Source organism: Prevotella melaninogenica (assembly GCF_018127925.1).
GTDB classification, from domain to species: domain Bacteria; phylum Bacteroidota; class Bacteroidia; order Bacteroidales; family Bacteroidaceae; genus Prevotella; species Prevotella melaninogenica_C.
This window is the reverse complement of sequence record NZ_CP072348.1, coordinates 1,677,905-1,700,438: the sequence shown is the minus strand read 5'-3', so window position 1 is coordinate 1,700,438 and position 22,534 is coordinate 1,677,905. Positions and strand designations below refer to the sequence as shown.

General features: G+C 40.9%; 18 protein-coding genes, 1 tRNA gene and 1 pseudogene. 9 read left to right on the top strand and 11 right to left on the bottom strand.

Features of this window, described 5'->3' with window-relative positions; translation table 11 throughout:
- Window positions 1-58 precede the first annotated feature (58 nt).
- Together J4861_RS12385 and J4861_RS12380 are read right to left on the bottom strand one after the other, a co-directional pair.
- Entirely contained in the window at window positions 59-1,159 is a 1,101-nt protein-coding gene (locus J4861_RS12385) for an endonuclease/exonuclease/phosphatase family protein (RefSeq protein ID WP_211817079.1), read from the bottom strand.
- 204 nt (window positions 1,160-1,363) lie between these two features.
- Complete coding sequence (locus tag J4861_RS12380) at window positions 1,364-2,320, bottom strand: rhomboid family intramembrane serine protease (RefSeq protein WP_211817078.1); 957 nt, start codon at window positions 2,318-2,320, stop codon at window positions 1,364-1,366.
- Between the two features lie 217 nt (window positions 2,321-2,537).
- On the opposite strand from J4861_RS12380, the gene J4861_RS12375 reads away from it, so the two are divergent.
- Window positions 2,538-2,813: an HU family DNA-binding protein gene (locus J4861_RS12375; RefSeq protein WP_211805053.1), complete on the top strand. Its 276-nt coding sequence runs from the start codon at window positions 2,538-2,540 to the stop codon at window positions 2,811-2,813.
- A gap of 656 nt (window positions 2,814-3,469) precedes the next feature.
- Here J4861_RS12375 and J4861_RS12370 read toward each other — a convergent pair.
- Window positions 3,470-5,533, bottom strand: a complete 2,064-nt coding sequence (locus J4861_RS12370; RefSeq protein ID WP_211817077.1) for a TonB-dependent receptor — start codon at window positions 5,531-5,533, stop codon at window positions 3,470-3,472.
- 614 nt (window positions 5,534-6,147) lie between these two features.
- Window positions 6,148-6,873 (bottom strand): winged helix-turn-helix domain-containing protein, encoded by a 726-nt coding sequence (locus J4861_RS12365; RefSeq protein ID WP_211817076.1) that lies wholly within the window; start codon window positions 6,871-6,873, stop codon window positions 6,148-6,150.
- A 212-nt stretch (window positions 6,874-7,085) separates the two neighbouring features.
- On the opposite strand from J4861_RS12365, the gene J4861_RS12360 reads away from it, so the two are divergent.
- The 7 genes from J4861_RS12360 to J4861_RS12330 all read left to right on the top strand — a co-directional run bounded on the left by J4861_RS12360 (window position 7,086) and on the right by J4861_RS12330 (window position 14,597).
- Window positions 7,086-7,156, top strand: a tRNA-Gln gene (locus tag J4861_RS12360).
- A 73-nt stretch (window positions 7,157-7,229) separates the two neighbouring features.
- On the top strand, window positions 7,230-8,459 hold the full coding sequence (locus J4861_RS12355) for a glycoside hydrolase family 27 protein (protein ID WP_211817075.1): 1,230 nt from the start codon (window positions 7,230-7,232) through the stop codon (window positions 8,457-8,459).
- 431 nt (window positions 8,460-8,890) lie between these two features.
- Window positions 8,891-9,826: an AEC family transporter gene (locus tag J4861_RS12350; protein WP_211817074.1), complete on the top strand. Its 936-nt coding sequence runs from the start codon at window positions 8,891-8,893 to the stop codon at window positions 9,824-9,826.
- A gap of 236 nt (window positions 9,827-10,062) precedes the next feature.
- The gene (locus J4861_RS12345) at window positions 10,063-11,013 is read left to right on the top strand and encodes an alpha-hydroxy-acid oxidizing protein (RefSeq protein ID WP_211817073.1); all 951 of its coding nucleotides are present in this window, start codon (window positions 10,063-10,065) and stop codon (window positions 11,011-11,013) included.
- Between the two features lie 565 nt (window positions 11,014-11,578).
- On the top strand, window positions 11,579-11,824 hold the full coding sequence (locus J4861_RS12340) for a hypothetical protein (protein ID WP_211817072.1): 246 nt from the start codon (window positions 11,579-11,581) through the stop codon (window positions 11,822-11,824).
- A gap of 44 nt (window positions 11,825-11,868) precedes the next feature.
- On the top strand, window positions 11,869-13,551 hold the full coding sequence (locus J4861_RS12335; RefSeq protein ID WP_211817071.1) for a hypothetical protein: 1,683 nt from the start codon (window positions 11,869-11,871) through the stop codon (window positions 13,549-13,551).
- Window positions 13,552-14,126: 575 nt separating this feature from the next.
- Entirely contained in the window at window positions 14,127-14,597 is a 471-nt protein-coding gene (locus J4861_RS12330) for an HU family DNA-binding protein (RefSeq protein ID WP_211817070.1), read from the top strand.
- A gap of 405 nt (window positions 14,598-15,002) precedes the next feature.
- Here the strand turns inward: J4861_RS12330 and J4861_RS12325 are convergent, their stop codons facing one another.
- The 7 genes from J4861_RS12325 to metK all read right to left on the bottom strand — a co-directional run bounded on the left by J4861_RS12325 (window position 15,003) and on the right by metK (window position 21,587).
- On the bottom strand, window positions 15,003-16,253 hold the full coding sequence (locus tag J4861_RS12325; protein ID WP_211817069.1) for a clostripain-related cysteine peptidase: 1,251 nt from the start codon (window positions 16,251-16,253) through the stop codon (window positions 15,003-15,005).
- A 127-nt stretch (window positions 16,254-16,380) separates the two neighbouring features.
- Entirely contained in the window at window positions 16,381-17,679 is a 1,299-nt protein-coding gene (gene tyrS, locus J4861_RS12320) for a tyrosine--tRNA ligase (protein ID WP_211817068.1), read from the bottom strand.
- 105 nt (window positions 17,680-17,784) lie between these two features.
- Window positions 17,785-18,057, bottom strand: a complete 273-nt coding sequence (gene yidD / locus J4861_RS12315) for a membrane protein insertion efficiency factor YidD (protein WP_428842177.1) — start codon at window positions 18,055-18,057, stop codon at window positions 17,785-17,787.
- Window positions 18,058-18,083: 26 nt separating this feature from the next.
- Window positions 18,084-18,509, bottom strand: coding sequence for a ribonuclease P protein component (locus J4861_RS12310; RefSeq protein ID WP_211817067.1), 426 nt, complete (start codon window positions 18,507-18,509; stop codon window positions 18,084-18,086).
- A gap of 84 nt (window positions 18,510-18,593) precedes the next feature.
- The gene (locus J4861_RS12305; protein ID WP_211817066.1) at window positions 18,594-19,349 is read right to left on the bottom strand and encodes a uroporphyrinogen-III synthase; all 756 of its coding nucleotides are present in this window, start codon (window positions 19,347-19,349) and stop codon (window positions 18,594-18,596) included.
- Window positions 19,350-19,355: 6 nt separating this feature from the next.
- Complete coding sequence (locus tag J4861_RS12300; protein WP_211817065.1) at window positions 19,356-20,288, bottom strand: DUF4271 domain-containing protein; 933 nt, start codon at window positions 20,286-20,288, stop codon at window positions 19,356-19,358.
- A gap of 6 nt (window positions 20,289-20,294) precedes the next feature.
- Complete coding sequence (metK, locus tag J4861_RS12295; protein ID WP_211817064.1) at window positions 20,295-21,587, bottom strand: methionine adenosyltransferase; 1,293 nt, start codon at window positions 21,585-21,587, stop codon at window positions 20,295-20,297.
- 394 nt (window positions 21,588-21,981) lie between these two features.
- Here metK and J4861_RS12290 point away from each other — a divergent pair.
- A pseudogene (locus tag J4861_RS12290) lies at window positions 21,982-22,389 on the top strand (transposase); the annotation flags it as partial.
- Between the last annotated feature and the right edge of the window lie 145 nt (window positions 22,390-22,534).

Sequence of the window (22,534 nt, the reverse complement as noted above, 5' to 3'; positions counted from 1 at the left end):
GCAAAGATAAGCAAATTTTCACACTTTGGGAAATTTATACCTTATAAATGTGTGTTTTTTAAGGTTTTGGGCGGTATTTAAGCCAACAATAGATAGGATAATGGTCGGAAGTAGTCACACTATTGTCGACCTTTGCCCCATACGACTCGAAATCGTCGGAACAAAAGATATGGTCAATACGGAAGTACATCCCACTTTTATGATAGCTTATTCCGGGGCCGTTTCCACTCTCAACAAAGCAGTCATTCAGTTCTTTTGCGATGGTTCGATGTGTGTAACTTAACGGACTATCATTGAAGTCTCCGCAAAGAATAACAGGCACTTTCTTATCAAGATATTTCTTAACATAACGTGCAACAGTCTCCGCTTGCGGTGCTCTACGTGCCGAAACGTCGCCTAACTTAGTGATTAAGTGGACTGATTGTCTTTTTGCTTCGCCAGTCTTCAGTTCGCCTTTTACGAGTGTCTTAAACCCTTCTTTGTCGCCAGAACTCAATCCATTACTCTCGAAATGATTATTCACAACGAGTGTATTAGTCCCTTTAATATCAAGCATATAAGCCACACTCTGATTACTACTTGAGCCGTACGGGATAGTATCTTGCCAAAGGACTGGATACTTACTCAGCAATACCATGTAATCAGCACCAGGGTGTTTTTTAATCATCAACTTGAAATATGGGTAGTGTTTCTTCAGTGTTGAGTAGATATGATCTTTGTCATCTAATGTCGCTTGTGCCTCTTGCAAACAGACAATATCTGCCTTACTCTTAACGATATAATCAACAATCGGATTCTTCTTTGCATCTGGCTCGCTCCATGAAGAGAACATAAAGACGTTATACGACAGTACTTTTATAGCGCCATGTGGCTTATCTTCAGGAATATTGAATGGTGAATACGTACGGATAGGACCATAACAAAGTAGGAAACCTATCAATGGCAGCCAGATAGTACGTAATCGGAGAAAACACCAGACAACAAGGAATACAAAATTAAACACAAGGAGTATCGGAAAGCCCAGTCCTAAATTAGCCAACAAGGGATAATCAACAGGATTAAACCTACCTATATTTCCGACAAACAACATCAACAGAATCACTATGATATTGGCTGCCAACAACATTCTATATGTAAGCTTCTTAAATTTGCTAAACATCTTAATTCGAAACATTCAGGCGGTCCCTACCCCTGTATTTTTTAAGCTTTACGAATAAAATAAATAGTTACCAAGTAGTTATATAACAAGCAGATAGACTTTACGTTTTAACAAATTCCTATCCACTCATATTTTAACAAGTTGCTGATTAAGAACATTTTTATTATAACCAACAACTCATTTCTTTGTCAATCGACCAGCGACTTAACTTTTACTACTATCAAAGAGCTTTTGTTTCTCGTCTTTTGTCAGACTATCGTAACCACTCTTACGAATCTTATCAAGGATGCGATCAACTTCTTCTTGCTGTTGCTTCTTCTGGGCATTGTAATCCCAATCACTTCTATTATTAGCATTATTGCTCTGAGAAGTGTTCGACCAAGACTCACTGTTGCCATTCGTAGCATTACGAGAATCACGCCCTCCACGTTGTTCCCACGTATTCTTCATACGATCAAAGAACTGATGCCCCCGATTCATACCGAAGTCTCCATAGCCAGAATATGGATGCTTCTTCCAATAACGGATAAGAATAAAACCAAAAAGCATACCACCTAAGTGTGCCAAATGCGCTACTCCGTCATTGCTTGTGCCTATCGCAGAGAACAATTCTACAACAATTGACCCCATAACAATCCACTTAGCCTTAATAGGAATAGGGATAGGAATGATGAACATACGCTCTTCTGGGAATAGCATTCCGAAAGCAAGTAGCACGCCATAGATGGCTCCAGAGGCACCAACAGTGTTCATCATATTCAGATAAACATTCATAGGAAGAACTGTAGTACCAATTCTCACGGAATCAAAATGAGCCAATCCCTCTACGAGATACGTACAATATTGTGCCAACTCTTGACAAAGTCCAGCACCAACACCACAGACAATGTAATAAAAAAGGAACTTTCTTGGACCCCATACATTCTCAACAACCATACCAAACATCCACAGCATAAACATGTTCATTAGGATATGGGTAAACCCACCATGCATGAACATATAAGTGAAGAACTGCCAGATACGGAAGTCAGAGGCTAAAAAGAAATGTAAACCAAGAATATCATTCAAATCAATATTCAATCCTCTTAAAACGTATGTGGCTATAAACACCAGAATATTGATAATAAGAAGATTCTTTGTTACAATAGGTATATTTCGCATTTACGTTATGTCTTATTATTTACAATATATCATTTAAACAATGCAAAATTACGAAAATCTCTCGGTATTAAGCAGAAAATAAGCGAGATAACGACTTTTTTTTATAAAATTCTACACTTTTCCCATGATTTTATTTGTTTTATAAAAGGAAACAACTATATTTGCAACATAATCTTGTATATCACTCATAAAATTAATCAATAAATAAATCAAAATTATGAACAAAACAGAATTGATCGAGAAGATTGCAGCTAACGCTGAGATTAGTAAGGCTGCTGCTAAGAAAGCTTTGGATGCTACTACAGAAGCTATTAAGGAAGCACTTGCTGCTGGTGATAAGGTACAGCTCGTAGGTTTTGGTACTTTCGCTACAACTGAGCGCCCAGCTCACGAGGGTATTAATCCAAGATCAAAGGAGAAGATTAAGATTGCTGCTAAGAAGGTTGCTAAGTTCAAGGCTGGTGCTGAGTTGGCAGACGCAGTAAACAAATAATATGTAAAGATATTACATAATATATTAAGGCAAGCCTTTGGCTTGCCTTTTTTGTTTTATAAATACTCAAAAGACTTCTAATCTTAGCCTTAAAAAGGTTCTTACGTTAAAAACATAGATTGAAAATAGATAAAGACTTATCCACTTGTATGGTATAATTATCCCAATTTAGATAGCCTTACAAGCGGACATAAACTATAGGATAAAATGCAAATTGATACTATGTCTATTCATCTTCCATAAACATCCCACCCCTACATCTTTGATTTTTGTAAACTATTTTCACTCAACTCAAAACCAAGACATGCTCTTTTGGCTTCTAAAAGACGCCTAATTGACTTGCAAAAGACGCCCTTTAAGACCCTTACTAACACCCTTTTGAAGTCCTATTAAGCACCTTTTCTCACACCACTTTATAACCAACTGATTTCCTGATGGTTACAAACCCGCTTTTTACACGTATTTTTATCCTTATTTATAGATGTTTTATTTGATTTTATGTAATGATTTTTCAAAAACTTATCTACCTCGTCGAAGAGTTAAAAAGGGAAAAGGTCTTCAGGTCAGAAACATGATAATTGAATAGAAAGACCTTTTCCAATAACGAGTTAGATTGTATTTTCAATAACCAAAGAGGATATCCTTGCAGCTATCCACTATAAAATACTCGTCTGTTTATTCCCTTCATGCTGCACTTTTTTATCAATCTCTTTATAGCTTTTACCCTTTGATAACTTCCAACTGAACCTAAGAGTTATCATGTTACCCAAGTCTCTGCTGCGATAAATAGACTCTTTATAGAGGTTTTCATTCAGCACCTTACCGCGCTGTATAGCGGGATGCTGCTGGAAAGGATGCTGCATAAAGAGTGATAGACTACACGTATCCCACCTGTAACTAACGCCCAAATAGACTGCTGGACCATTTCTTCCTTCATGCTCTCCTTCAACAAATTTCCAACCATTATCGGCATATCCCGTGAGTGTCCAGCCTCCAAGATAAGCCTGAATATTACCACCATAGTTGTAACTTGTAAGATGATGACGGTACAGACTGCTGATATTAAAAAAGCGATTGATACCTCCGAAAAGTGTTACAGACAGATGTTCAGGTACAACATCATACCTAAGATAGTTCTGAACAACAAACATCATGATATTACCAATGTTCTGTTGTGAATAAAGAAACTCATCTGTTGCCGTACGTTCATACACACTCATATTGCTCCCAAGGACACGTCGGTACTCCATATTCATACCACAGCTCACACGCCTACCATTATAACTTATATCCACAATATTCTTAATGACTCTTGAAGGTTGCAAATTAGGGTTTCCAACCTTCCATTCACGGCTATTTTCTCTGATTCTTGCATCGCTCACCATAGCGTATGAAGACTCACTACGATAGGTTTCAAAGGTATAACGTGCATTTAATCCTGTCAAAATATCGTAATTCAACGTGAGTTCTGGACGGAAAGTCCAGTAGTTAAAGCTATAGTTTTCCTGCGAATAGGTCTTATTAGCAACCCCAACACCTGCCGAATAGCCTAATTGCTTCCACCTTCCTTTCACCTCAGAGAATAGATAAAGTTCTCCTCTCCGCATCTTGTTAAGAGCAGAGACATCACCAGTATATTCATTATTGGTAAACGTCATCGAGTGGTTTAAACCAGCAGAAAGGGTGAAAGGTTTGAGTTTATTCTCATAAATAGCTTCACTCTCCAGCGACCAAGTACGCCCATTTACCTCATAGCCATAATCTCCTTCTTCTCCATTATATCCTCGCTTGTCCGTATAAATACTTGAACCAACGACATTAGCTGTAATACTCTGATGTTTACCAAGCTGATGAAAGAAGTAAAGGTCAAGTGTAGGGGCGAAACTACTTGCCACATCAATCGTACGAAAAGACTTTTCTATCGTTCCGTCCCGATACACAAAATCAGCATAATTACCGGGCGTATTGCCTCCTCCCACTGACAGATTCGCTTGGAAAACATAGGTAGCCGAGTCTGCAAGACTGTACTTTATCTCAAACTGATTACCAAAACGACGACTTCTGCCAGCGGTCTGATTGCGTGAAACAAGATAATGACTTCCATTGTTCAAGGTATAATCAGCCGTTTCTGAAGACCGAAAACCACGATGGTCATTATAAGAAGAATTGAAGGTTAAAGCCAGTTCTGAATTCTTATGATTGAGCTTTGCATAGACCGTATTATCACCATTCAACGTTGTGACAGCATTCGATAAGTCAGCCCCAAGCACGTAACCAGTGGTGTTACGCTTCGTCCGAATATCAATGACATAGCCTATTCCGTCACCATATCTAACGCCCGGATTATCGATGAAATCAATGTTTTTCACAAGTTTTGGGTCCAGCGAAAGCAGGTCTTCCTTACTTGCCAAAGTGCCATTCAGCCTAAGTTGAACACTTCCATTATTCGTCAAAGGTACAATGGTACGCATCACCTCGTCTACTCTGATACGTGGAAGAGACAGCTTTCCAAGCAGACTATAACCGTCCGTTGCAGCTTCTCGCTGTGCATCGGACGGTACAATCAACATGCCATCTATCTTTTTCGTCACTCGCGCAGCCTCAACTGTCACCTCTTTCATCTCTACACTCTTTGCCTTCTCACTGTTTCCTTTCTCATTCTGTGCACCAACTGGCAGTGCAAGAAAGCATAGTAGCAGTAACCATAAACCTTTTTCCATAGTCTTTGTTTTTTGCTACAAAGATAGAATCCACCTACTATTAGGGCAAAAATAATCACTGACAATTATCTGACATTTACTTTAATCTCTAAATAATCATATTTTTAAAGCAATAAACTTCTATATAATTCGAGAACATACATTAAGCTCTTATACGCTTATAAATGTAGTATTAAATTAGAGAAGAATATTTGTATTTTTCAAAACAATCATTTATATTTGCAGCACATGTCATTAGTAAAAATGTATATTACTTACAAAAAGTCGTTTGAAAAAGTGTAAAAACCCAACAAAAGGTCATTCAAAAAAGTGAGTACTTTATAGATTTATTATATAAGTAAAACCAAACTGGAATAAAAACATCAATAAACTTACTTAGAATAAACCATCTATCACAAACAAAAGTAAAATGAATGTGTTCTCGTTGAAGTAAAAGCTTCTACAGGAAATACGAAGAGTACCAAGACTATATTACAGCATCCCGACAAGTATCACGTACGTCAAGCTATAAAGTTAGGGGATTATAATATAGGAGAAAAAGATGGAGTTCTCACGCTTCCTTTATATATGGCTTTCCTATTAAAGAAATATTAGCAGGACTGAAGAACTTAAGATTATTCCAATCGGTAGCCATCACCCCTGTCAGCCACAATCTTTAATCCGCAACGCTCACTGACAATAGGCTTCAAACGACGGATAAGTGTATAGAGAGTTTCGCTTGCATCGGGTTTCTTAGGCCAAAGTGTTTCACAGATAACTGCCTTCGATAGTTTCCTATCTGTTGCATTGATAAACAGCTCCATTAGTTGCTGTTGCATCGGTGTAAAGGCTATTTTCTCCCCATGCCAGTCACGAAAGCTATGATCAGAAGCAGCATATACCATCCTACCCAGCACCAATCTGCCTGCGCGATGACGACGAAAATACATGACAGATGCAGCCAACCAAACCATTGATAACAAGAGAAAAGCAAACGGTAAACGCTGATCTGACAACCCCCAAACCGTAGCGAAGGAACAATCAGCATAACTTTGGAATAAAAGCGAATGACCACCCGACTGCCACTTCATCTGCCTACTGCACAACGAATGACTATCTTCACCCAACGCATATGACACAAACGAACGGCGTCTAAGGTCGGCTATCTGTAAATGTTGTCGATAACTTTGTATGGTATCGGGCGTAATCCACGCCTCACGTTTCCCAGCGAGTGTCTTCGACAAAGCCTGATTCATATCCTGCACAATAGCCGTTTCAGCACAGTGATAGCTGTCAAAGCCAGCCCATACTGCCGAGCAAACGAGTAACAAAAATATGATAACTGACGATATAGGTTTCATAGGCTTGTATCATAAAAAATGATAGAAAGTTTCGAGTTAATGTATGTTGCAAAGATAATATTTTATCTTATCAACACCAAACGGAGTGCAAGAAATATACTGTAAAACAGGTATTATCAGTAAATATTTACTGCACAAGACCTATAGATGCGCAAAATTATACAGTAAAATTTGGGCATTAAACTAAAAAACATTACCTTTGCACCCAAGATTGTCCTATGGTGTAATGGTAGCACTACAGTTTTTGGTTCTGTCAGTGGTGGTTCGAATCCGCCTGGGACAACACAGAAAATCCGCGGATTCTTTATGATTCTGCGGATTTTTTAGTATCAGCTAATTCCTAAATTATAATTATAATGATTGAGCAACTATCTAAATTTCGCAAATCACTTTTGTTTATTGCAGCCTTTTTACTGACATCATTGCACATGACTGCTACCAATCGTGACTCATTAGCACTGACACCTCCAATGGGTTTTATGACCTGGAACAAATATAAGGAGGATATCAACGAACAGCTTATCCGACAAATTGCTGATAAGATGGCGGCTGATGGCTATGCTGAAGCTGGATATAAATACATCTTCATTGATGATGCATGGCAGGGAGGACGCGACAAACGCAATAATATCATACCAGACCCTAAGAAGTTCCCAAGCGGAATAAAGGCACTCGCAGACTATGTTCACTCAAAGGGTTTGCTGCTCGGTATCTACTCTGATGCCGCTCAGCTCACTTGTGCGGGCTACACTGCCAGCTACGGATTTGAGGAACAAGATGCCAAGACCTTTGCTGAATGGGGAATAGACTATCTGAAATACGACTACTGCCACGCACCTTCTGACAGTGCTGTTGCTCACGAACGTTATAAGAAGATGGCTGATGCACTACAGAATTCAGGTCGTAAGATTGCCTTGGGTGTCTGCGAATGGGGACAGCTGAACCCTGAGTTGTGGGCTCGTCAGGCTGGCGGTTCGCTATGGCGTGTGAGCTATGACGTACGTGATATGTGGAAAGATATCGTGAAGCAGGGAGGTATGGGTATCATTGATATCATCGACATTACCGAACCACTTTATAAATACGCAGGACCAGGTCACTGGCTCGACATGGATATGCTCGTCGTTGGACTCGACGGAAAGGGTGGACCATCAAGTGATTTAGGTGGTGTAGGCTGTACTTATACTGAATATCAGACACAGATGTCTATGTGGTGTATGTTCGCTTCACCTTTAGCGGTGAGCCACGACATCTTGAACGAGAACGCTGAAACACGTCGCATCCTCCTCAATAAGGAGATTATTGCCATCAACCAAGACGCCCTTGGCGAGGCAGCTCATAGAGTTGACTTTCCTGGTGCATGTCGTGTGTACCTCAGAAACCTAAACGGAAACGGTCAAGCAATTGCCATCATGAATCCTTCTGACACTCCTCAGCGTGTTCAGTTGCCACTTTCTATCCTCGGCAATGCGAAGGAATACAATTTCAGAGACGTATGGGAGCACAAGACAACACGTCAGCGTAAGGCTTGGCAAGCCACCTTACAACCGCATGAGACAAAGGTCTTTACGGTTACGACACGATAATCCGCAAAAACATTTGTAAAGAAAAGCATTAAAGATAACATCTTTTTATCCCCAACAACTGGCACAGCATATTCCTACTGTGCCAGTTTTGTATTCCAATAACACCCTTTTATTATCATTGTAAGCTATTATTTAACATCGTGTTATTGGTCCGCACCAATGGTGCGAACGGCAAACACCAATGGTGCGGATGCTTAGCACCAATAGTGCGGAGAATATAACACCTTACAATTTGTTGTTAATATAGAAGAAACTTCCGTCTACATCGACTTACGATTACCCTTTTCGGTAATCACTCCCCTCTCCTTTCGGAGAGGGGTTGGGGGTGAGGCTCTCCTTACATTATTTCCCCTATTCATTTGCTAATATCATGCTTTTTGTCTATATTTGTATTTTGTAACAAATACAAATTAGATAAATTCAGCAAAAAAATGAAAGCTATAGAGATTCTTTTTCCTGTTTTCTTTATGATGTTCCTCGGTTGGTTGAGTCACAGAAGAGGTTGGGTAACAGCAGGACAGAACGAAGGAGCAAAGTCATTGGTATTTAATATTCTTTTCCCACTGCTCGTCTTTCACGTGCTTGTGAAAGCAGAATTATCGACGAATTTCATTTATGAGATTCTCTTTTTAGATGCCGCTTGGATTCTTGTCTATCTGATAGGTAAGAGCATAGCAAAGCCCATCAGCGGTCGTTACGCCCGATTGGCACCTTTCTTACTGATGACATGTGAGGGAGGCAGCGTTGCCCTACCCCTTTATATCGCATTGGTAGGAGCAGAACACGCTGTGAATATCATCACTTTTGACGTTGCTGGTATCCTCATCAACTTTGGACTTGTGCCAGCACTCGTCACGCGCCAAACATCAAAGGATGTGGCTTTCTTGCCTATGGCAAAACGAATTATTACAGCCCCTTTTATCGTTGCCGTTATCGTGGGTATTCTCGTCAATATGTCGGGCTTGTACCAATGGCTTATGGAGAACGAACTTCACAGAATCTATGACGGTACGATGGATATGGCAATGACACCTATTGCGAGCATTATCCTCTTCACGCTCGGCTATGGTTTCCACCTACGGGCAGCACAGCTCAAGCCACTTTTGGCATTGACAGTGGTGCGCCTTGTGCTCTGTGGGGCTATCGTAGGAGCCTTCTTTCTCTTGTTCCCTGAATTGATGGCAGTGAAGATATTCCTCGTTGGCGTACTACTTTACTTTGCTTGTCCAACAGGTTTTCCTGTACCGCTACAGATAGAAAGCCTATGCAAGGATGAGGATGACGAAAGCTTTATGTCGGCTTTCATCTCTATCTTTATCGTGGTAGCGATGATTGTTTACACATTGATTACATTGCTATTGATATAAATTTAAGGAGTTAAGGAGTGAAAGGGAGTTAAGACAATAGCATAATACAAAAGAGTTGAGGAGTGAAAGGGAGTTAAGACAATAGTATAATACAAAGGAGTTAAGGAACGAAAGAGAGTTGAAAGGGGTTAAGATAATAGTTTTAGTAAATCCAAACATTAGACTTGAGACATCATAACATTTGTCTTAACTTCTTTCAACTCCCTTTCACTCCTTAACTCCTAAATTTAAAGAACATGAACGATAACGTAAAGAGTCCATGGCCAGGACCAGCGGGAATGATACCCGTAACAAGTGGCAAAGCAGATGATGCAAATGTATTTAACCGCAACTACTTGGATTCTATCCATGTGGAGATGCGTGTTATTGATGCCGTCGAGCCAACATTGAAGACAATAATCTTCGGTGAAGAGTTCGATTCACCAATTATGATGCCTGCCTTCTCGCATCTGAATAAGGTGTTGAAAGACGGCAAGAAACCAATGTTAGAGTATGCACGTGCTGCCAAAAAGCTGAATACAGTCAACTGGGTAGGTATGGAACCTAACGAGGAATATGCCGAAATCGCAGCTGAAGGAGCAAGAACAGTGAGAATCATTAAGCCGTTCGCTGACCATAGTATCATCCTTGATGAGATTCAGTTTGCTGTCAAACACGGTGCGATAGCTGTCGGTGTAGACATTGATCACGTCCCAGGAACAAACGGAAAATATGATGTTGTAGACGGTATTCCACTTGGTCCTGTCATGCGTTCCGACCTCAAAGAATACGTAAAGGCTGCAGGCTCAGTTCCATTCGTTGCCAAAGGTGTACTCTCTGTGCAGGATGCTTTGAAGTGTAAGGAGGCAGGCTGTGCAGCGATTGTAATCTCTCATCACCACGGACGTATTCCTTTCGGTGTTGCTCCCGTGATGGTTCTGCCTAAGATTAAGGCAGCATTGGAGGGAAGTGGCATCGCAATCTTCGTTGACTGTGGCATTGATACAGGCTACGATGCTTATAAAGCACTTGCATTAGGGGCTGATGCGGTTGCTGTGGGCAGAGGAATCCTTAAACCATTACTACAACAAGGAGCAGAAGGAGTTGAGGAGAAGGTACAAAAAATGAACGAACAACTTTCAGAACTGATGATGTACACCTGCGTGAAAGACATTCGTTCATTCGATGCGTCTGTGCTTTATATTTAACTTCAATCGGTCATTAGGGCAAAACGTTTGTTACTCTTTAAATAGTGTAGCTTTCCAGACAATCCAATAAGGTCTGTTTACGCTCTAATGACCGCATTTGAATTGATGAAAAAGAATCTGTTATTATGCCTTTCTATCTTCTTATACCGTCTTTCTGTTACCTTAGCTTTTCAGGATTATTCAGTCTAATTTATATATTTCTTTTAGATTTTCTTGCCGATTCTAAAAAGAAGTCTTACCTTTGCGCCCGTGAAACAATTAGCAATGACATATCCAGCCAATCCAGCGCAGCAAAGAAACTTTAATTTCTTTGCCTTTTTTAGTGCTTTATATTTGGTAGTTTCAGATATTTTGCTAACACACACACACACACACACACACACACACAGGCGCACCTAGCGTTTAATTATACTTTTTTTCTTCCATTCTACGCGCGCGCGAAGCGTGTCGTAACCCTTGTAAACAAAGGACTTTACGGAGTTCCCTTTGTTCTTCTTTTTATGCCCTTTTGCCAAGTCGCAAGAGGGAAATAAGTACGATTTATTCATTCAAAACATAGAAAATTATGAGACGAAAACAATTAGAGAGACTGGGTTACTTGAAGCCCGAGTGTAAAATCATTGAAACTAGTACAGAACAGTTTATCTGCGTGTCCGTACGTCCAAATGCAGGTGCATCCACCACACCGTCTAGCACAGCGTATGAAGACAAGGGTACGCATGATGTAGGAACTGTATCTTTCGGCGATGCATCAACGGTGGCACCCGCTAAGCAAGGTTTCCTTTGGGATGAAGAGGAAAAAGATTTTTAATTGATAATTCTTCCACTGTGATTAATTTAAAAAGAAATAAAACAATGAAGAGAGTAAAATTTTTATCAACCGTATTTAGCATTGCCTTGCTATCACTGACAGCATGCAACAATGATGATAACAAAACGACAGATGAGGGACAGGTAAGTGCAGTCCAAGCAATTGAATTTAAGGTAGATTTCGCCGACTATAACGCAGAACAAGAAGTAGGCGTAACACGTGCAAACAAAGAAGTAAAGCTTGAACAACAAATGGTAGACTTAGGCAATGGAATCCTGGCACAATGCTCGCTTCAGCTCGATACAACCAAGCAGACCAAGTCGGCATCGACACGTGCTTTGGCTAATGATACTTACACGATGCTGGCCTACGATGCAGCCACACACGCCTATAAAGGCGACATCACCGGCACTGTAACCGGTGGCGTCTTCACCGCTACATCTGCCAATCAGGACATTTCACTCGCGCCAGGCACCTATGACTTTGTGCTCTACAATAGCAAAGTGACCCGCAGCGGCAACAACCTCATAGTGAATCGTGCTGATGCCGATGCTGCACTGATCGGTCGCACACAACAAGTCATCACGGCCACGCCACACAAACAGAAAGTACCATTCACGATGAAACATGTGGGCGCCAAAGTAAAGATCAAGCTCACAGGATATATGGACATTCCAGCTGTTACTGCCACACTCGCTTCGGTCAATGCAACCGATGTACCTGGCTCTTCCATCTATGACGCTTCTACAGGAACATGGACAGCTGGAACTGGAGCGGCTATGTCAGCCAATACCACATTCAATGCTAGTAGCGAATTATACTTTTTTTCTAACACTTTTACTTCAAAAAGTAATGAGGAAACAATGTTTATGCCTGCTACCGATGTATCGAAGCTCAAATTAACATTCAATAGTGGTAACATCTACTTGGTAAATATGGCCAATGCCGGCCTCACGTTCAAACCAGCTTCGACATTCAAGCTCGAACAAAATGGCGCCTATGTACTTAATGTAAAATTAATGTACAACTATCTTTACCTGATGAGCGACGGAACAACCGGATTTATCAATGAAACCACCTATGGCGGCGGCACGAAAACGCCGATTGCTGTGGTGGTTAGTCAAAGCCAACGGTTAGCCATTGCTTTGAAAGATGCCGGTAATGGAGGAGCATATATATGGCAACAGCACCCTTTGGCAGTGAGCAATGTTCATATTCAATTTAATCTATCAGACGCTCTTAATTCTGACATCACAAGTGGAAAAGATGAAACTTGGAATGCCAGCTATAGTACAAATAACTTTACCGGTAGTAAAGTAAAAGCTGAAAATCCACTTTTCCCTGCTTTTAATGTTGCGGCAGCATACAATCCGGGTGTTCCTTTAACTGGTGCCAATTTAAGCAAATGGTTCCTACCCTCAGCTATGGATTGGTGGTACGCTTTCAGAGGATTGGGCTTTACGACCACAAAACCTCTGGCGGCGCATAGCGGTCCCTATTATTGGTATGGTGCACTGGCAACCATAGCGTTTACACAAGTAGGTGGTACGACTATAAATGGAGCAGATTTTACAGCAGGTGGAAATAGATTTTATTGGACGAGTTCTGAGTACTATTATGATGATGCTTTTGCCATACGTACATACAACAAACAATATTCGTATGGCGGTAACTATAACGATTTTAAGTATCGTCATTATCATGTAAGATCATTTATCACTTATTAATAACACTACGGTGCGAAAAGGACTATCGTGCATGAGGACACGTCATGACGTGTTGAGCAACAAGTAGTATCATACTTGCAAAAATCGTCGAATATACAGAATATTTCTATTAAATTTGTATCAGTCATAGGAGTGGGTGTTTATTTGTAACTCTTTGGTTTACAAGTATAAAGGTACGAAAAATATTCACTCCTACAACTTTTAAAACAACTTTCTTATATCGAACTCACGTTATCACTAGTAGTGGTCTCAACGCTATGAGAGTTTCCTACTATCTGTCCTCTTCAGAAAGTAGTGCTAATCAATTCTACGCTTTACAACTTTATTCTATTGGTCAGACTTATTGGGCCCGCTCAGACCCAACGCATATGGATTAGATCTTATGGATAAAGATAGATTGATGCCACATGATAGAGTATCACCAGTGTATTATTTTGGTTATTCATACTGTGTTCGCCCTTTTATACATTATTAGAAAAGTAATATCAAACATATAATATAATTTATCACCCCTCCGCGAGTTTAAGGTCTCTGGCTTGCGGAGGTTAACAAACAGAGACCGCCTTAATGATAATATGGCTAACAAACCTATTCAATTTTTCTTGAGAGAACAGAAGTTAAACATCGGTAAGCAGGCTGGAAAGACTGTTATCGTAGCGCGCCCGACGGGTAGGCAACGTGTAGACTTTCGTAATTTCTGCGCACGTATTGCTAAGTCAACAACCTTTAATGCTCAGGAAGTGGCAGCAGTGCTCAACCTTGCTAGCGAAACCGCTCGTGACATCGTAGCCAATGGCGACATCGTGGAGTTTGGCGACATGGGCACATTGACACCTTCGTTTAAGAGCAAGGCGGTAGAGCGTGTTGAGCAGTTCCGTGCCCAACAGCATATTGAGAAACCAGTTGTGAAGCTCCTTGCCTCTGCGAAGTATTTCACACTGAATGATGTCACATATGAGCAGGTGGAACCGAAGGCGAAGAAGGAGAAAAACGGAAAGAAGAAAGCAGCAGAAACCGAACATTCAGGTCCAACTGCAGAGGGCTGATAAGCGCGTTCAGAGATTCTGCTAAGACAAACAAAAAATTGTTCGCGAACAATCTGAAAAATGTTCGCGAACAATTTCGATTTTCTTCGCGAAGAATTTTAGTTTTCTTCGCGAAGAATTTTCTGTGCTTCTTTTAGGCAGAATTATAAAACTCCTAAGCTTTCAATAAAAAGCTCCTAAGCTTTCAATAAAAAGCTCCTAAGCTTTCAACAAAAAGCTCTTAAGCTTTTTGGTAAAAAGTTCTTTTAGGTGAGGCTGAATGGGAAAAGATATATTTTTATTGCTGCCAGATAAAAAGAATAATGCGTGTTGTGGTCTGAATGCATCCATTAGGAATTAAAAGAATAGCATCTATAGAAAGCTAAGAGTTTCTATAGATGCTATTTTTATGTTTGTCTTTTAATCCTAATGGGTAGTCTTATAATAAAGGTTCTTGTTTAAAGAACGGGTTACCTCTGGATTTGAAGAAGGGTCGGAGATGGTTATACCTGAATAAGTTCGGATAGGCAGTACATCTCCACTACGACTGCGAACAGCGGTATAATATGATGTTGTATTACCCTTCTCAGGAACAAGGAGGTTGAGTTGCTGATTGAATCTCGCCAATAAAAGTGGGGTATTCTGTAATATAGTACGCCCATAATCTCCCATATCATAAAATATTGAAGGGGTGTAACCATCCATACTCTGGAGGTTACTTTCCACAAATGGAGAGAGAGAAGCAGATGCGTTAACCTCCTTCATGAGGTTTACCATACCCTCAACCTGCGAACAATCAATTACACTGATGGTACCATAAGGATAAGGAGAGCCGTTATACGTATAATTGCTATAGAAGTTTATGAAGGTGTTACAGATACTTCTATAGTTTGGATTCACCTTTGACAGTTCACTCCACAAGAGCTTATAAGGCATACCGTATGCCATAATCTCTGTAGGGCTTCCAATAATATGATTTGTTGCATTACGGAGTTCGTAAGCAACTTCAATACCTGTCATATTACAATCGTCGAAGAGAATGTACTGGAACTTACCTATACCTGAATCTTCAATACCCTTATCAAAGGCTGAGATATCAGTCTGATAAGCATCACCACCCAACCAACGCGTTGGAGGTCCTGCCATACCTGCATCTCTATCAAGTCCGAAAGGAGAAGCTGCAAAGCGAGCACGGCGTGTACTTGGCTTGGCAGGTATCCATCCCATACCATGACAACCGACTATCATTGAGTAATGCTTAGCTGGTGCTTCCTGCTTAACACGCTTCAAGAGGGTTGTTATCCACTCTGCTGAATTCAGTTTTAAGCCTGACAATGTGTTGTTATAGATGGCAACGGTATCGTCTACACAGCGTCCATTCTGATACTTAACATTAATCAAAGCACCCTTATTCACCTTCGTAGAGATAAATATCATAAGTCTCTTGTTGCCAAGTCCACCCTGACCAACAATTGCACTCTTTATATCCTCTATGTTAGTTAAAAAGAATCCGTAAAGTCCTGATTCGATATCATTAACACCCGACCATGGCATATAAACAAAGATAGTATTCTCTACCTCAGTGGATGGTTGGGGTGTTGGGTCTGGGTCTTCACCGCTACAAGAGGCAAAAAAAACAAGCATTGCCAGCTGTAAAAATAGGAAGATTTTCTTCATAATGAATCTTTTTAGCCCCATGAATATTATGTAGGAATTCAAGGGGAGTGGTTAATTAAAAAGCCTTGCAACGCCACAATGGACGTAGTAAGGCTTTTCATAGTTATGTATTATAGTTCGTAGATACTTATTTTACAATAATCAAAGAGTAGTTCTTCTTACCCTTCTGTACGAGGAGATACTTACCATCGATAAGATCCTCGGCTGTTACTGGCTGGTCAAAAGCTGCAAGTTTTTCCTTGTTGAGCGCTACGCCACCGCCCTTAACGAGCTTACGCATCTCACTCTTGCTTGGGAATATCTGCATACCTTCCTGATTGAAGACATCAACTGCAGGCTGTCCAAGCACATCCTTTGATACCTCATAATGTGGTACATCCTTGAAAACGTCAGCAAAGGTCTGCTCGTCTAACTGCAACAAGTTCTCCTTTGTACTCTTACCAAAGAGGATGTTAGAGGCTGCTATCGCCATATCGAGGTCCTCCTGAGAGTGAACCATACGGGTAACTTCCTCTGCAAGACGGTACTGAAGCGTACGACGACCTGGGTCTTGACGATGTTCTTCGATGAGGTTGTCGATGACATCCTTCTCCAAAGAGGTGAAGATCTTGATATACTTCTCGGCATCATCATCACTAACATTCAACCAGAACTGATAGAAGGCATATGGTGTTGTACGGTTACGATCGAGCCAGATATTACCGCTTTCAGTCTTACCAAACTTCTTACCATCTGCCTTTGTTATCAGTGGACAAGTAAGGCAATATGTCTCAGTTTCGTTACCTAAAGTACGACGGATAAGCTCTGTACCAGTAGTCATATTACCCCACTGGTCATTACCACCCAGCTGCAACTTAACACCAAACTTCTCAAAAAGATAGAGGAAGTCGTAACCCTGCAGAAGCTGATAGGTGAACTCAGTAAAGCTAAGTCCATCGCGACTCTCGCCACTCAAGCGCTTCTTCACACTATCCTTAGCCATCATGTAGTTAACAGTGATGTGCTTACCAACCAATCGAGCGAAGTCAAGGAAGGTGAAGTCCTTCATCCAGTCATAGTTATTAACCATCTCAGCCTTGTTTGGCTCGTTGCCATCGAAGTCAAGGAACTTACTTACCTGCTTCTTGATAGCCTCCTGGTTATGGTAAAGTGTTTCTGTATCAAGGAGGTTACGCTCCTGACTCTTACCAGAAGGGTCACCAATCATACCCGTAGCACCACCCACGAGGAGGTAAGGTTTGTGTCCACAACGCTGCAAATGACGCAACATCATGATACCACAAAGGTGACCGATGTGCAATGAGTCAGCTGTTGGGTCAGTACCCAAGTAAGCTGAAACCATCTCTTTCTGAAGCATTTCCTCAGTACCTGGCATCATTTGAGCCAGCATACCACGCCAACGGAGTTCTTCTACAAAGTTCTTCATCTAAATCTTTATACTTTAAGGAGTCAAGGGATTGAAGACTTTAAAAGCGTTCTGCCCTATCTTCATAAGCCTCAACTCTGTATTAATATTCTATTGTGAGCATCGTTAGGGTACTGGGTCATAGCCACTACCACCCCACGGATTACATCTTAATATACGCCAAATTGTGAGTGCCAAACCCTTAAAAGGTCCATGCTTTAGGATAGCTTGTCGACCATACTCCGAACAAGAAGGAGTGAAGCGACAAGAAGGTGGCGTAAAAGGAGATATGAACTGGCGATAAAAGAGTATCGGAAGTAGCAACAGCCATGATAAGACACGTGTAAAAAGACGCCATAGCTTAGCAAAAACATTATGAGACTGCTGCTCACGTGGCATACTCTCGTTTCTCTCCTTCTCATCCATCATATCCGTTCTCCTATTCTTTGAAGCAGGTTACAGACCCGCTGTTCAATTGTAACAGAATCTATCAATTCGTTTGAAAGCCATATAAAAGCTATCAACAACTGCTTATCTGTTTGTTCGTTCACACGGAGCGTGACAAAACTCTTGTGCTTACGATAAGCCTCACGCACCTGCCGTTTAACTCTATTGCGCTTTACGGCACGTTTGAAATGCTTCTTCGGAACACTGACTAACACCTGTACATTCGACTCCATGACCGTTTCTTCTGGTACTGAAGTCTCCGACTTACAGTCAATTAGTCTGTAAACAGCCTTCAAAGGGAATGCTGTCATCGCATGACTTCCACCAGTTCCAAAGAGCGTATCTATGAGCTTCTTGCTACATAGACGTTCTCCTTTTCTTAGTCTTTCATCATGTTTTTCCATTCCTTATCAGCCTTTATTTACCGTATGTCCGGTACTGATGTCGGCTCCTTCCCCATCCTTTCAGATGAGGCAGAAGCCGTTATATTATTTATTATTCTTCTCTTTTTCCAAGAAAGCACGCAACGCACCAGTCATAGAAGGATACTCCTTAGAAGGTGCTTGAAGGTCAAGTCTCAGACCCTGTGCCTCTACTTCCTTCGCTGTAGCAGGACCAAAGGCAGCTATCTTGATGTCTCCCTGCTCAAAGTTAGGGATATTCTCTTTCAGAGCCTTTACTCCTGTTGGGCTAAAGAAGACAAGCATATCATAATCAAAGTTCTTAACTTCTTCCTCAGTTAAGCCATTGCTCACCGTACGATACATAACACATTCCTTGTGCTTGAGCTTATTTGCATCCAATAACTCGCTCAGAGCCTCCGTATGTACAGAACTCTGCGGAACAAGGTACTTCTCAGTCTTATGCTTAGTCATTGTAGGGATAAGACTATCAATCTTTCCCGTATTACCAAAGAACACCTTACGTTTGCGGTACTGAACATACTTCTGGATATAAAGAGCAATCGTTTCAATCACACAGAAATACTTCATATCCTCTGGGATAGTGACACGCATTTCCTTAGCGAGATTAAAATAATTGTCTACAGCATGACGAGAAGTAAATACCACAGCGGTATAATCCAACAGGTTTATCTTCTGCTGACGGAACTCTTTCGCTGAGAGTCCTTCCACTTTAAAAAATGGTCTGAAAACCAGTTCCACTCCCAAGTCTTCCGCTATGTCGTAATATGGCGACTTTTCGCTTGACGGCTTTGGCTGTGAAACCAAGATCTTTTTTATCATCGTGTCCTAAAAGTTTATTATCAAATAGTTATCTGTAATGAACAAAACGCCCCACAATACCATCAACGGCATCAATTCGAGCGCACAAAAGTACAAAATTATTTGCAGACTGGCACCCATTCTCTTAAAAAAGATACTGTAACTCTTATAAAAAGCAAGCATTTTGACGCATAACATAACAATTAGTGTATAAATCAATGCTGCATGAAGTGACAAAGAGAAGTAAACCAGCAAGAGTACTATCGGGAATAATAAGACTCCTTCCAAGGAGGAAAGGAACACCTGTGTTCGCCTCCATTGTCCATTATTTTTCCTATCAAAGAACACCCAGTTTACGAATCCATAGACCAGATACTTGAATAGGAAATAAGCGACAAACACACCAAAAAAGCATCCTATCGCTCCAAGTTGTGTATCATTCGAAAGCCTACCACCCCCTAAATCTTGCGCAAAGAAATAATAGAGAATACTCCCTAACAAAGAGGTTTGTGCTATCAAAATAGTCTGAAAGCGCATCTCTTCATTCGTTTCAATAGCCAACTCCTTACTACGACTTACACGAAAGAAACTCTTTATCTGTCGTTCTATGAAATTTCTCGATAGAGAAAACGCCACCATCGCCATCACAAAACAACCTAAGAGCATTGCTGCAATAACATTATCATTGCTTACAGCATAAGGAGCAAGAACGCCCGAAACTCCATCAGCATGATTGTTTCCTCGTTCTAACTTGAAAAACTTATTCCCTTTAAAGTAGCCTTCTTCTGCAAATTTGAAGTCCGTCAGCTGAAACTTCTTCTGTTTTTTAGGGCGTAACAAGATAGACGAGTCAGTTTTCTGACCCGCCTTACCCTCAGAATCGACATTCGCCTTCTTCCCTGCTGCCAATGTTGACTTTAGCAATAGAGAAGGGCGAACAATGGAATCAGTTGTCGGCATTATCTATTAGAGTCCGAATGTCTTTTTAATATCCTCTACTCGATCGAGCTTTTCCCAAGTGAAAAGTTCAATATCAACTGTCTTTTTCTCATGATAACGGCTTTCGAAGGTCTTCTTAACAACCTCATTCTGACGCCCCATATGACCATAAGCAGCTGTCTCCAGATACATTGGCTGACGGAGCTTCAGTGTCTTCTCAATCGCCTTTGGACGAAGATCGAACAGCTTCTTCACCATCTCTGCAATCTCACCATCAGTAGCCTTCACATGTGAACGACCGTAGGTATTTACATAAACACTAACAGGCTCAGCAACACCAATAGCATAAGCCAACTGTACGAGAATCTCATCACTCACACCAGCTGCCACCATATTCTTTGCAATATAGCGTGTAGCATAGGCTGCAGAACGGTCTACCTTACTTGAATCCTTACCAGAGAAGGCACCACCACCATGACCGCCTTTACCACCGTAAGTATCAACAATAATCTTACGACCAGTCAAACCTGTATCACCATGAGGACCACCAATCACAAACTTACCCGTTGGATTGACAAGATACTTGATATTGTCGTTGAACAAGGCAAGTACTTTCTCCGATGTTATCTGTGCCTTTACACGTGGCATAAGGATTTCAAGTACATCCTTATGAATCTGCTCTACCATCTCTTTATCAGCCTTCAACTGTGCCTCACGTGAGTCGTCAGCAGACTTGATAAAGTCGTCGTGTTGTGTTGAAACAACGATAGTGTCAATTCGCTGTGGGATATTGTCATCGCTATACTCCACTGTCACCTGACTCTTTGAGTCTGGACGGAGATAAGTCATCTGCTTACCTTCCTTGCGGATGTCAGCCAATGTGGTCATAAGGAGGTGTGCCAAGTCGAGTGTCACAGGCATATAATTGTCTGTCTCGTTACATGCATAACCAAACATCATACCCTGATCACCAGCTCCCTGGTTCTCAGCATCACCATTGTCAACACCACGATTGATATCATCACTCTGCTCATGAATAGCAGAAAGAACACCGCAGCTATTGCCATCAAACTGATACTCAGCCTTTGTATAACCGATTTTGTTAATTGTCCTACGAGCAATTGTCTGAAGGTCAACATATTCCTTAGACCTTACCTCACCCATAATCACTACCTGACCTGTAGTATTAAAGGTTTCTATAGCGCAACGTGCATCCTCATCATATGCCAAGAACTGGTCGAGCAATGCGTCGCTTATCTGATCGGCAACCTTATCTGGGTGTCCCTCAGATACTGATTCCGATGAAAACAAATATGCCATATATTTATCTACTTTTTATGTTTGTATTTATTACTAACTCTCTGTTTAAGAATGCAAAGTTACTGCAACTTAGCGGGATAACAAAATAAATAAGTAAGATTTATACATTATTGGGTGATAGATGATGGGTGATGGGTGGTGAATATTGGGTGGTGGGTGGTGAATGTTGGGTGGTGATGATTAGTAAATATTGGGTGGTGGGTGGTGAATGTTGGGTGGTGATGATTAGTAGTATTCGGTGTTAAAAGATGAATGATAAAGAAAATACAATCAAAGATTACCCTTTCAAAATCTACTTCTGTGTTTTGATAAAAGTACTAAGGTATGTTAATTTCAATATAGCTCCATTGTAAAAATCTGAAAATCAATTATATTTGTCACAAATATGAGACCTATGTTATTGAAAGACTTCTTCCAGATGTTCCCTGATGAGGATAGCTGCGAGAACTACCTTAGAGCTGTTCGAGAGGAAATAGGTGTTGTGTGTCCTAAGTGTGGAGCTACAAAGTATAAATGGCTGCCTGGAAGGAAATCCTTTCAATGTGAGAACTGTGGCAACAGAATCTCGTTGACAAAGGGTACCGTTATGGAACATAGCAAACTACCGCTGTATGATTGGTTCTCTACTGCGCACATGATGACATCCATCAAGCAGGTACTGTCGGCTAAGGAGATCCAGCATCAGCTTGAACTCGAATATTACTCTCCCGCATGGTTGATGATGATGAAATTGCGAGAGATTATGGGGCAGAGGGACAGCATCTATACACTCTCTGATGACTATGAGGCATACTTTGAAAGTGTTTAAGGTTTGTTAGTACTTTTATCAAAACACAGAAAAATCTACTTTATTTGAGAAGTCAATAATTACATCGGAGCTATTTTAGTGTTATTGTCGCATAATTTGCGACGATATAAACCTTAAATCATCGCATAAAATGATTCTT